Annotated in this window: 8 protein-coding genes and 1 pseudogene; 3 read left to right on the top strand and 6 right to left on the bottom strand. The window is 64.0% G+C overall.

The features are described 5' to 3' along the window. Positions 1-6: 6 nt before the first annotated feature. A complete protein-coding gene (locus LUU92_RS10760) occupies positions 7-1,548 on the bottom strand; it encodes an acetolactate synthase large subunit (RefSeq protein WP_071491535.1) in 1,542 nt (513 codons plus the stop codon). A gap of 212 nt (positions 1,549-1,760) precedes the next feature. On the opposite strand from LUU92_RS10760, the gene LUU92_RS10755 reads away from it, so the two are divergent. Continuing rightward, positions 1,761-2,519 (top strand): IclR family transcriptional regulator, encoded by a 759-nt coding sequence (locus tag LUU92_RS10755; RefSeq protein ID WP_257103585.1) that lies wholly within the window; start codon positions 1,761-1,763, stop codon positions 2,517-2,519. Positions 2,520-2,546: 27 nt separating this feature from the next. On the opposite strand, the gene LUU92_RS10750 is transcribed toward LUU92_RS10755, so the two are convergent. From LUU92_RS10750 to LUU92_RS10740, 3 genes are all read right to left on the bottom strand, one after another. Beyond that, positions 2,547-3,860 carry an alginate export family protein gene (locus LUU92_RS10750; protein ID WP_257103584.1) on the bottom strand — a complete coding sequence of 438 codons (1,314 nt, stop codon included), beginning with the start codon at positions 3,858-3,860 and terminating at the stop codon, positions 2,547-2,549. A 3-nt stretch (positions 3,861-3,863) separates the two neighbouring features. After that, positions 3,864-5,288 (bottom strand): aldehyde dehydrogenase family protein, encoded by a 1,425-nt coding sequence (locus LUU92_RS10745; protein ID WP_071491537.1) that lies wholly within the window; start codon positions 5,286-5,288, stop codon positions 3,864-3,866. 78 nt (positions 5,289-5,366) lie between these two features. Beyond that, complete coding sequence (locus LUU92_RS10740) at positions 5,367-6,815, bottom strand: APC family permease (protein WP_257103583.1); 1,449 nt, start codon at positions 6,813-6,815, stop codon at positions 5,367-5,369. Between the two features lie 267 nt (positions 6,816-7,082). Here LUU92_RS10740 and LUU92_RS29180 point away from each other — a divergent pair. Both LUU92_RS29180 and LUU92_RS29175 read left to right on the top strand, forming a co-directional pair. After that, a pseudogene (locus tag LUU92_RS29180) lies at positions 7,083-8,300 on the top strand (PDC sensor domain-containing protein); the annotation flags it as partial. A gap of 15 nt (positions 8,301-8,315) precedes the next feature. Then, positions 8,316-9,158 (top strand): methyl-accepting chemotaxis protein, encoded by an 843-nt coding sequence (locus LUU92_RS29175; RefSeq protein WP_371322052.1) that lies wholly within the window; start codon positions 8,316-8,318, stop codon positions 9,156-9,158. A 29-nt stretch (positions 9,159-9,187) separates the two neighbouring features. On the opposite strand, the gene LUU92_RS10730 is transcribed toward LUU92_RS29175, so the two are convergent. Together LUU92_RS10730 and LUU92_RS10725 are read right to left on the bottom strand one after the other, a co-directional pair. Continuing rightward, a complete protein-coding gene (locus LUU92_RS10730; RefSeq protein ID WP_222541434.1) occupies positions 9,188-10,636 on the bottom strand; it encodes an APC family permease in 1,449 nt (482 codons plus the stop codon). Positions 10,637-10,843: 207 nt separating this feature from the next. Further along, positions 10,844-11,818, bottom strand: a complete 975-nt coding sequence (locus tag LUU92_RS10725) for a helix-turn-helix domain-containing protein (RefSeq protein ID WP_071489614.1) — start codon at positions 11,816-11,818, stop codon at positions 10,844-10,846. Positions 11,819-11,906 lie beyond the last annotated feature (88 nt).

Raw genomic sequence — 11,906 nt, 5'->3', positions numbered from 1 at the left:
ACTCCTTCACAGCGCCATTTCGATCAGGCAAGGCCCGCCGTCGGCATTTGCATTGGCCAGCGCCCGTTGCAGTTCGGCATTGGTGTGCACCGTGCTGGCTGGCACGCCGTAGCCTTTGGCCAGGGCTTTCCAGTCAATGCGCGGGCTGTCGAGCACCGTCAGCTTCAGGGCTTCGGGTCCCAGTTCGGTCATGCCGAAACGACGCAACTCGTTCTGCAGAATCGCGTAGCGGTGGTTGGCGGCAATCAGGATCACCACTGGCAGTTGCTCGCGGGCAATGCTCCACAGGGTTTGAATGGTGTACTGGGCACTGCCGTCCGATTGCAGGCAGTACACGCGGTTGCCGCGCTCGGCCAGGGCGGCGCCGAAGCCCACCGGGATACCCTGGCCGATCGCGCCACCGGTGTTGGTCAGTACCCGGTGCCGAGCGGCGCGGGCCGAAGCGGTGAAGAACGGATAGCCGCAGGTGCCGCCTTCCACGGAGACAATGCTGTCGTCCGGCAGGGCGGCAGCCAGCAACTGGCCCACCGACTGTGGGGTCAGCTCGGCGTGACCGGGCGGCAGTTCGATGCCCTGGGGCGTTGGCACATACGCGGGTGCATCCAGGGCGTCGGCCAATGCCGTCAGCGCGCCGGCCACATCGTCACCGACATCGGCCAACGCCAGCAGGCGCTCACGTTCGGCCAGGCGCGACGGGATGCCTTCGTAGCCGAAGTAGCTGATGGGCTCCGGCACGCCGGCGCACACCACCCGGTCGTATTGTTCGAGGATTTCAATCGCCACTTCCGGGAAGTACGGCAGGCGGTCCAGGTCCGGCAGGCCACCGCCACGGTAGCTCAGGCGTGGAAAGGTCTCGGCGAACAGACGCACGCCCGGCAGTTGCGCCAGGCGCCCCGCCGCTTCCAGGCCGGCAACCGACAAGCCTTCGTCGCCGACGATAAACACCAGGCGCAGGCCGTCACGCAGGGCCTTGGCCACGCTCTCGATGCGGTCGCCGGCAAAGCGCCGGACCGGCGGGCGGATCGGGGCGAATACACCGCTGTGGGTCACGGCATGGGCTTGCAGGTCCATGGGCAGGATCAAACTGGCGATCTGCCCCTTGGCCTGCCAGGCCGCGCGCATGGCTTCCTGCAGATCCTCGCCCACCCCCGACGCCGTGCGCGAGGTGCGCACCCAGCCGGAGACCGCGCCTGCCAGGGCCTGGATGTCACTGGCCAGCGGCGGGTCGTAGTTGACGTGCCACGAGGCGTGATCGCCGATCACGTTGACGATGGGAGTGTTGGCGCGACGTGCGTTGTGCAGGTTGGCGATGCCGTTGGCGAACCCGGGCCCCAGATGGGTCAGGGTCATGGCCGGTTTGCCGGCAATCCGGCCATAGCCGTCCGCCGCGCCGGTGCAGACCCCTTCAAACAACGACAACACCGGCTTGAGTGCAGGTGCGCTGGCCATCGCCGCCACCAATGGAATTTCGGTGGTTCCGGGATTGGCGAAGCAGTACTCGATACCGCTTGCCGCAGCCGCATTCACTATCAGTTGCGCACCATTCATTTTCAGCCCTCTTGCTTGAGCGTTTGCAGTGATGAGATTTATCACACACAAAAATTCAATCAACAAGCATTTTATTTTGATTTGTCTCATTTAGTGAGATTTATGTGGCTTTTTGACGACCTCAAAAGCACAAAAGATTGCGTTTTTCTTTCACTGCGGTAGTGTTGCGCCAGCGGAACGCAGCACGTGCCCCTCCCCTTTTTAGGAACGAAATGAGCAGCCTGAGCAAATTGCTGAGCGTCCTGGACCTGTTCGGCCCACAGACATTGAAGATCGACCCCGACACCATCGCCGAGCGCATGGGCCTGTCACGGGCCACCGTGTACCGCTACGTCAAGGACTTGTGCGATGCCGGCCTGCTGACCCGCGTGGATGCCGGCAGCTATGGCCTGGGCCCACGGGTGATCGAGCTGGACTGGAAGATGCGCCAGTACGACCCGATCCTGCTCGCCGGGCGCGAGCTGATGCACGAGTTGTCCGCGCAAACGGGCCTGGCGGTGTTTGCCAGCGTGTTTTATGACGGGCGCATCATCAACACCTACATCGCCGAGCCCACCGACACCTATCACTTTGCGTTCGGGCGTGGGCAACCGTTGCCGTTCTTTCGCGGCGCGCAGTCGAAGGTGTTGATCGCCTACCAGAAAGGCCGTCGCCTGCAACGCCTGTTCGACGAGCACCTGGCCAACGACCCCGCCAGCCCCTACGACTGGGCGGGGTTCAACAAGGCCGCGAAAAAGATCCGCAAGGACGGCTACTGCCTGACCCACGATGAGCTCAACATGGGCCTGACCGGTATCGCCGCGCCCATCATCCAGACCGACCTGGACGAAGTGGTCGGCAGCCTGTCGGCCGTCGGCAGCACGCAAAGCTTCAAGCTGCTGCGCCAGGAAACCGTGATCGAGATGGTCATGGACACCACGCGACGGATCGCCGACAACATGCGCAACCCGCCTACCACCAGAACGGCATAGGTATCCCAACGCCGTACCCAGCCATGCTCAGAACGGTACGGCCACGGTCACCTGGCTGTACACATTGGTGCCATTGCCCCCCACCTGATTACCGCCCGTGGTCGCGTCCTTCTCGGGCTTGTACAGGCCGACCAGCGGGGTGACGATCAGGTGCGGGTTGACCGCCCATTCGGCATACAGGTCCAGTTCCCGGGCATTGAGGTTGATTGCATCGCGCTTGCGCACGGTGTCGAAATCGAAGAACAGCGCGCCAAGGCTCAGGGTTTCCAGCGGGGTCGCCTTCAACCCGACATGCTGGACCCGTGTATTGCTGTTGAACGGCCCCGAGTAGTTGCTGGCGACTTCGCCTTGCAGCCAGGTGCCGTACCCCAGGCTCTGGCCGGTGAACAACGAGTCCCACTTCTGTGAGTAGCGCGCATAACGGTACGTGAGTTTGGGCGACCAGGCGCTATCGGCAAAGGTATAGCCTGCCTCGCCGTACCAGGCGTTTTGCGGGCCGGCGTCCTTGTCCTGCCAGGCGTACTCGAATGCCAGGCTGACGTTCTTGACGCCCGCATCGCCCTCACCGCGCACGCTGTAGACATTCATGCCCTTGCGCTGGCGCTGGAAGTCACTGGCCCATTGATCGTTCACGTTGATGCCGTGGATCCAGGTCAGCCCGATCGTCCCCCGCTGGGCGGTGTAGTCCAGCGTACCGGCGGCCAGTTCGGTTTCAGCCTGGGCACGGTTGTCGGACTTCAACCACAGCAGGCTGCCATGCAGGCCGTCCTGCCCACCCAGGCGCACATACGCGGTCTGGTCGAACGCATGCCGCGCCGCCAGGTAGAACGCCCCCCCGCGGTTCAGCTTACCATCGGCGGGGCCCTTGCCCAGGTTCGGCCCGTCATCGTTGATCAGGAACCCACGACCCAGCTTGACCACCTGGCGCCCAGCGGAAATATCCACGCCGTTCTTGCCCAGCGCCGGGAACAGATCGTCGGACCGCCAGCCGAGGTACGCGTCTTCAATCTTGGTGGTGCGCTCGGTGCCCAGGGTGTTGCCTGCCGGGTCGCCATCGCCCCAGGTAGCGGAACTGAGCAGTGCAAAGGCACCGTACGCGGTGCCGTTGCCGGCGAGGGCCTGGTCGCCACTCAAGCCATACTTGATAAAACCCTCGCGCCAGGTAGAACCGCCGGGCGTGCCGTCGTAGTTCTTGCGGCTGTTGAATTGCCCGAACACCGCGGTCATGTCGGCGTTGAGGTGACGACTGTCATCGCTGTACAGCTCATAGGCATGCGCGGACGGGAAGGCGCAAAGCACCAGGGTGCACGCCAGCGCGGAGCCGATAAGTGGAGGGTGCATGGCTCAGGCTCCTTGTGGTGGCTTGCGAACAAACAGCAATTGCTGACCGGTGAACTCCAGCAGGCCTTCCAGGCCGAACTCGACGCCAAAGCCGGACATCTTGCTGCCGCCAAACGGCGTGTTCGGCTGGATCTGCGCATGGCAGTTGACCCACGCCACCCCACTCTCCAGGCGGCTGGCCAGGAGCTGGGCCTGTTCGACATCCGGCCCCCACACCGAGCCACCCAGGCCCATGTCACCGGCATTGGCGCGCCGCAGCACGTCTTCCACGTCGCGGTAGGCGATCAGCGGTAGCACGGGGCCGAACTGTTCTTCATCGACCAGGCGCTGACCGTCGGTGACGTCGGCCACCAGGGTGGGCGGGTAGAAAAAACCGGGGTGATCCAGGCGTGCGCCGCCGCACAGCACCCGCCCGCCGTTGGCCCGTGCGTCGTCGACCAGGGCTTCCACCAGCGCCAGCTGTTCCAGGTTCTGCACTGGACCGAAGGTGACCCCGGCCTCCAGGCCGTCCCCCACCACCTGGCGCGCCGCGATCTGCGTCAGCGCCTCGGCGAAGGCTTGGTATTGCGACTCGTGGATATACAGGCGCTTGAGGGCGGCGCAGGTCTGCCCCATGTTGAGAAACGCCGCCTGGAAGATCGCCTCGGCCACCTCTTGCACCGGCGTGCCCGGCAGGATGATGGCCGCGTCGTTGCCGCCCAGCTCCAGGGTCAGGCGCTTGAGGTTACTGGCAGCGCCGCGCATCACGCTTTGCCCGGTGGCGGTGGAGCCGGTGAAGACAATCTTCTGGATGCCTGGATGCGCCGTGATTGCGCTGCCGAAGCCTTGCTCGCCCGTCACGCAATTGATCACGCCGTGGGGCACATGGCGGGCGATGATATCGACCAGGCCCAGGGTGCTCAGCGGCGTCAGGCTCGACGGTTTGCTGATCACGCAATTACCGGCCCGCAATGCCGGCATGATGTGCCACACGGCGATCATGAACGGCCAGTTCCACGGCGTGATCGAGGCCACTACGCCCAAGGGTTTGCGGTGCAACTCGATGCGTTGGGTGGGGGTGTCTTCCACCAGCTCCACGGCAATGTCTTGCCCCGCCGCGTAGCGGGTCCAGGCGGCCGCTCCCATGACTTCGGAAAACGCCAGTTCCAGCGGTTTGCCTTGTTCCTGCACGATCAGCCGGGCCAGTGCATCGGCCTCCCGTTCGATATCCGCCGCAATCGCCAGCAGGCGTGCGCTGCGGTCGGCGTGGCTGCTGTGGCGCCAGCTTTTGAACGCCGCCTGCGCGGCCTCCACCGCCTGGTCGAGTTGCCCCAAAGAACCTGCCGGGCAGTGGGCGAACACCGCCCCGGTGGCCGGGTTGACCACTTCGAACCGCCCCTGCTCACCGGCCACCAGGGCCCCGTTGATAAGCATCTTGTAGTTGTGCATTTGCAACCTTCCTTTCACACGCTGGCGGGCCTGGCCGAAGGACGGCAGGCCGGTTTTATCTGGATGATCGGGTGTGGCTCAGAGCTTGTGGCTGCCCAACGCGTGGAAGCGCTGCGGCGAGAGTTTGCGCAAGCGTGCGGCGAGGTAAACCCCGATGATCAGGGCTACGGGGATGATCGCGCACAGGCCATAGGACAGGAGCTTGCTGGCCCCGGTCAGCACGTCGAAGTGCACCACCGCCAGCACCAGCACCGACACCAGGGCCAGGCTGGAGAAAACGGGGAGGATACGCCCACGCCAGAGCCCGACGTCCAGTTCGGGATGACGCTGGAAGTACACGCACACCGCCACCGACGTCAGCGCCATCAGCAGGATGACGCACAGGGTCGCCAGGTTGGACAGCCAGGCGAACAGTTGCAGGATCGGATCGGCATCCATGGCGGCGAAAATCAGCACCACCACTGCCGCGATCAGGCTCTGCAAGGCCGAGCCCATGTGCGGGCTCTGGTGCACGCGATGGGTGGTGCCCAGCAGGCTGTGCAGCAACCCATCGCGGCCAATCGCATAGAAGTAACGCGCGGCGGCGTTGTGGAACGCCAGCAGCCCGGCATAGATACTCACCATGAACAGCACGCGGATGACCTGGGTCAGCTGCGGGCCGACAAAATGGTCGGACATGCCGTAGATAAAGGTCGTCGGGTCCTGCAAGGACTGCAACAGCGGCACGATCTTGTCCGCGCCGACGCCCACCACCATCGACCATACCGACAACGCGTAGAACCCGCCGATCAGCAGCACCGAACAGTAGGTGGCAATCGGAATGGTGCGTTGCGGGTTCTTCGCCTCTTCGCCGTAGATGGTCGTGGCCTCGAAGCCGATGAACGCCGCGAAGCAGAACAGCAGGCCAATGGACGGCGTGCCGCTGAATACGTGATGGCTGCTGAACGACGCCAGGTTGACGCCACTGTCACCGCCTGACCTGAGGATCGCGAAATCCAGGATCAGGATCGCCAGGTACTCGGCAATCACCACCACCGACAACACCCGCGCCGACAGGTCGATCTTGCGATAGCCCAGTATCGCCACGCTGGCCATCGCCAGCAGCGAGTACGCCCACCACGGCAACTCCAGGCCGAACACACTGGCCATGGTGCCGCTGACCACCCCGCCGAACATGCCATACAAGCCGACCTGCAGGATGTTGTAGGCAAACATCGCCAGCACCCCCGCCGCCCCGCCGGCCAAGCCACCCAGGCCACGGGAGGTAAAGGCATAAAAGCCGCCTGCATTGGTCAGGTGCTTGGACATGGTGGTGTAACCCACCGAGAACGCCAGCAGCACCAGCAGGGCCAGGATCAGCAATGCCGGGGTACCGGCGCCGTTGCCAAGCATGATGCCAATCGGAAAGCCACCGGCGATCACGCTCAACGGGCTCGCCGCCGACACCACAAAGAAAATGATGAAGCCCACGCCCAGGGCGCCACGCTTGAGCTCCGTGGAGCTGTTGACCGGGAGAGATACGCTCATGTTGTTGACCTTATTGTATGAGGCAGTCGCTGTTGGATTGGGCCCGATCAAACGGCATCGGTGCCCTCTGGCGTTGTTGTTTTGGTTGCACGCTGAATTTGATCCTATGCCCGCGCCTGAGCCGCTCGCTATCCCAAATCGGTAGCATCCGAAGCGCCGCCCCAAAACAGGTCAAGCCACCCATGGCGTGCCCACAGCGTTTGCCGATTCGGGATAGCCGCTTATCGCGTCCCGCCGCATGCTCGCGTCACCCCGCCCTTCTCCCGGATGCCTTGCGTAGGAACCTCAGCCATGCGTTCAATTCACCTCACCCTCCAATGGCGCATCACCCTGCTGAGCGGGCTGTGCCTGCTGATGGTGGTCGGCGCGCTGATCGGTGCCGGCCTGTACCAGAATCAACAGAGCGCCGATCTGCTCAAGCAGCAGAGCAGTCACCTGCTGCGGCAAGCCGCCGAGGCGCGCCTGCAGGCCCAGGCCGTTGCCCATGGCCAACACGTGGAGCGCTTTTTCAATGACAGCGCCCTGGTAGGCGAAGGGTTCGCCGAGCAGGTCCTGCAACTGCGCGAGCAAACTCTCGAGGGCCGCCTCAGCGCCGCGCAATTGCGCGAAACGCTGGTCAGCGTGACCCGCCAGGCCCTGCTCAAACAGCAGCACGTGCTCGGCCTGTACGTGGTGCTGTTGCCTGGCGCGCTGGCCGGCGCAGACGCCGAGTTTGTCGGGCAACGCGCCCTGGCCGGCAATGAAACCGGGCGCTTTGCGTTGTACTGGTCACAGAGCCTGCCGGGGCAGCTGGTGCAGGATGTGCTGACCGAAGAACAGATCACCGCCAACCATGCGCTCCCCGGCGCCGACCCGGACACCGATTGGTACCGCTGCCCCCAGACGCAACGGCGCACCTGCGTGGTGGAGCCCTACACCAGCCAAGTGGAAGGCCGCGATGTACTGATGAGCAGTATTTCCGTGCCGCTGATCGCCAACGGCCAGGTACTCGGCGTGGTCGGCATGGACGTCAGCCTCGACACCCTGCAAAAGCTCGCCGCCCAGTTGGGCCAGGATTTGTATTCGGGCGCCGGCGAAGTCAGCATCCTGTCGCCCGCCGGCCAGATAGCAGGACGCAGCGGCGCCGTCGCGGGGGACACTGTCGATATCCGCCAGCCCCTGCAGGTGGTGGACGGCAACCCCGGCTGGCACCTGCAAATCAAAGTGCCGCAAGCCCTGGTGCAGGCCCCCGCCCGGCAGATGCAACGCGAGCTGGACAGCAAAAGCCGCGCCGCCAACGGTTTCAACCTTGGCCTGGGCCTGCTCGCCAGCGGCCTGGGTATGCTGCTGATCTGGGTGACCGCCTACGGCGTGACACGCCCACTGCTCAAGATGGTCGAATTGCTGGATGCCATCGTCGAAGGCGACGGCGACCTCACCCAACGCTTGCCCGCCGGGCGGCGCGACGAACTGGGCAGGCTGGCCGGTGGCTTCAACCGCTTCCTGGACACCTTGCAACCGATGATTCGCGCCATTCAAACCGCCGCCCGCGACACCCGCGACAGCGCCGACACCTCCTCGGGGGTTGCCCGCGACGTCAGCACCGGCATGCAACGCCAGTACCGCGAAGTGGAGTTGGCGGCCACCGCCCTGCATGAAATGAGCGCCAGTGCCCAGGAGGTGGCGCGCCACTCCCACAGCGCCGCCGATGCCGCCACCGCCGCCGAAAGCGCGAGCCGATCAGGCCAGGCGGTGTTCGCCACAGCCGAGCGCAGCATCGAGGCCCTCGATCAGCGCCTGGACGCCACCCTCCAGCACGTCACCGCCCTCGCCGACAGCAGCCACCAGATCGGCCAGGTGCTGGATGTCATCAGCAGCATTGCGCAGCAGACCAACCTGCTGGCGTTGAACGCCGCCATCGAGGCCGCCCGGGCCGGCGAGCAAGGGCGGGGTTTCGCGGTGGTGGCCGATGAGGTCAGGCACCTGGCGAGCAACACCCAACGCTCGGTGGAACAGGTACGCACGGTGATCGAAACGCTGCAACAGCTGAGTGAGGACGTGGTGCACAGCACCCAACTGAGCCGTGATCAAGCCAGCGGCAGCGTGGTCCAGGTGCAACAGACCCGCGCCGCGCTGGCGGATATTTCCCAGGCCGTGGACGTGATCGAACAGATGAACCAACAGATTGCCAGCGCGGCCCTGGAGCAAAGCACAGTGGTGGACGACATCAGCCACCGGGTCAGCGATATCCGAGGCATCAGCGAAACCCTCAGCCAGCGCATGCACGAGGCCTCGAAGGCCAGTGATGCACTGCGCGAAATGGCCAGTCACCAGCAGCAGCTGGTGGGCCATTTCCGTGTTTGACGGGGGAGGAGCCAGCCGCAGGGCACGCCTTAGAGCTTGTGGCTGCCCAACGCCCGGAAGCGTTCCGGCGACGCCTTGCGCAAGCGGGCCGCCAGGTACACACCGCCCAGCAGGGCCAGGGGAATGATTGCGCAGAGGCCATAGGACAGGAGCTGGCTGGCCCCGGTCAGCACATCGAAGTGCACCACCGCCAGCGCCAGCACTGCGAACAGGGCCAGGCAGGAGAAACCGGGGAAAATCCGTGCACGCCAGATCCCCACCTTGAGTTCGGGATGGCGCCGGAAGAACGCCAACACCGCGACGGAAGTCAGCGCCATCAGCAAGATCACGCACAACGTGGCCAGGTTCGACAGCCAGGCGAACAATTGCAGGATCGGGTCGGCATCCATCGCAGCAAAAATAAGCACCACCACTGCAGAAATCAGGCTTTGCAAGGCCGAGCCCATGTGCGGGCTCTGGTGCACGCGATGGGTGGTGCCCAGCAGGCTGTGCAGCAACCCATCGCGGCCAATCGCATAGAAGTAACGCGCGGCGGCGTTGTGGAACGCCAGCAGTCCGGCATAGATACTCACCATGAACAGCACGCGGATGACCTGGGTCAGGTGCGGGCCGACAAAATGGTCGGACATGCCGTAGATAAAGGTCGTCGGGTCCTGCAAGGACTGCAACAGCGGCACGATCTTGTCCGCGCCGACGCCCACCACCATCGACCACACCGACAACGCGTAGAACCCGCCGATCAGCAGCACCGAACAGTAGGTGGCAATCGGAATGGTGCGTTGCGGGTTCTTCGCCTCTTCGCCGTAGATGGTCGTGGCCTCGAAGCCGATGAACGCCGCGAAGCAGAACAGCAGGCCAATGGACGGCGTGCCGCTGAATACGTGATGGCTGCTGAACGACGCCAGGTTGACGCCACTGTCACCGCCTGACCTGAGGATCGCGAAATCCAGGATCAGGATCGCCAGGTACTCGGCAATCACCACCACCGACAACACCCGCGCCGACAGGTCGATCTTGCGATAGCCCAATATCGCCACGCTGGCCATCGCCAGCAGCGAGTACGCCCACCACGGCAACTCCAGGCCGAACACACTGGCCATGGTGCCGCTGACCACCCCGCCGAACATGCCATACAAGCCGACCTGCAGGATGTTGTAGGCAAACATCGCCAGCACCCCCGCCGCCCCACCGGCCAAGCCACCCAGGCCACGGGAGGTAAAGGCATAAAAGCCGCCTGCATTGGTCAGGTGCTTGGACATGGTGGTGTAACCCACCGAGAACGCCAGCAGCACCAGCAGGGCCAGGATCAGCAATGCCGGGGTACCGGCGCCGTTGCCGAGCATGATGCCAATCGGAAAGCCACCGGCGATCACGCTCAACGGGCTCGCCGCCGACACCACGAAGAAGATGATGAAACCCACGCCCAGGGCGCCACGCTTGAGTTCCGTGGAGGGGTTGACCGGGAGAGATACGCTCATGTTGTTGACCTTATTGTATGAGGCAGTCGCTGTTGGATCGGCACAGTCAACCACTCACCGTCACCGAGTCGCTTATCGTTGTTGTTGCACGCTGGAATCGATCCTATGCCTGCCAACGAACGTCGCGGTAGCCCAAATCGGTCACGCACGTCCTCACCTTGCGCAAGCAGCGAAGGTGCTCTCAGGTCGTTCAAAATCGGTGAAGGTTCAGCCGCGCGCAAAACCGCTGATGGCGGCGCGTGCCGTCTGGGACGGCAGCTCGGCGAACAGTTCCTGGTACTCCGCGGCAAAATGGCTCAGGTGGTAAAAACCCCACTGGGCAGCGGCATCGCCGATGGAGAGGTCGCAGGCACGGGTCGACATCAAGGCCCGGCGCACGCCGTTGAGCCGCACCGAGCGCAGGTAGTTCAGCGGCGTGGTTTCGGCCACCGCACGGAAGCTGTTCTGCACGGTGCGCCGACTCACCTGGAGCCGCTGGCACAACTCGATCACGCTGGGCACGTTGATCATTTCCGTGGTGGTCAGGCGGTGGCATTTCTCGACAATGAAACTGCGCGTAGAGCTGGGGCTGCGCTGCTGCTTGTCACAGGCCGGATCGGTCATCAGTTGCAGCAGCTCACCGAGCATCGCCTGTTCCAGCACCATCTCTCGCTCCCGATCGCGCGTGCTGTCGAGGTCATCGTCGGCCAGGGCCTGGGAGAACAACGCGAGCAATCGGCGGCGCGCCTGGGCGAAACGCTGGGGCGACACCTTGATCACCGGCTGGCGCAGCAGCAGGTTGAGTTCCTTCGCCGACGCGGTCTGCTCCAGCGCCTGCTCGAACAGCTCACGCTCGAAGGTGATGGACAGCAGCTCCATGCCCATCGGCATGTGGAACATGAACTCCTCGCCACCGTGCAGAAAGAACAGGCTGCTGTCGTCCACGTCGCGCCCCTGCATGCGGATCGAACCGGGCACGTTGATCGGCACCGCGAAGCACATCTTGCCCCGAGGGGCCACGCCGTTCTGCACCACACGCTGGTTGATCTGTTCGAGGAACAAGTGGCAGCCGGCGGTCGTCAGCTGCATCAGTGTGCTTTCGGCGGAGCCGGCGGTCAGCTGGCTGTAGTCCTGGCTCCACTGCTGGACGGTGGCTGCATGCACATGGATATCGCGAAAATGGCTGATCGTCTGATTTTTCATGGAGTCGCAAGCCTCTGCCAGAAATTCTTGTTTTTTTGATCGCCGCTGCGCTCGATAGTCGCACATAGCACACGTCCTGCAAATCGTT

Source organism: Pseudomonas extremorientalis (assembly GCF_024584605.1).
Classification (GTDB): Bacteria; Pseudomonadota; Gammaproteobacteria; order Pseudomonadales; family Pseudomonadaceae; genus Aquipseudomonas; species Aquipseudomonas extremorientalis.
The sequence above is the reverse complement of the archived record's forward strand: the minus strand, read 5'-3'. Positions and strand labels throughout refer to the sequence as shown.

Coding starts and splice junctions, on each gene's coding strand:
- LUU92_RS10760 (WP_071491535.1), bottom strand. CDS start 1,548: ATGAATGGTGCGCAACTGATAGTGAATGCGGCTGCGGCAAGCGGTATC.
- LUU92_RS10755 (WP_257103585.1), top strand. CDS start 1,761: ATGAGCAGCCTGAGCAAATTGCTGAGCGTCCTGGACCTGTTCGGCCCA.
- LUU92_RS10750 (WP_257103584.1), bottom strand. CDS start 3,860: ATGCACCCTCCACTTATCGGCTCCGCGCTGGCGTGCACCCTGGTGCTT.
- LUU92_RS10745 (WP_071491537.1), bottom strand. CDS start 5,288: ATGCACAACTACAAGATGCTTATCAACGGGGCCCTGGTGGCCGGTGAG.
- LUU92_RS10740 (WP_257103583.1), bottom strand. CDS start 6,815: ATGAGCGTATCTCTCCCGGTCAACAGCTCCACGGAGCTCAAGCGTGGC.
- LUU92_RS29175 (WP_371322052.1), top strand. CDS start 8,316: ATGATTCGCGCCATTCAAACCGCCGCCCGCGACACCCGCGACAGCGCC.
- LUU92_RS10730 (WP_222541434.1), bottom strand. CDS start 10,636: ATGAGCGTATCTCTCCCGGTCAACCCCTCCACGGAACTCAAGCGTGGC.
- LUU92_RS10725 (WP_071489614.1), bottom strand. CDS start 11,818: ATGAAAAATCAGACGATCAGCCATTTTCGCGATATCCATGTGCATGCA.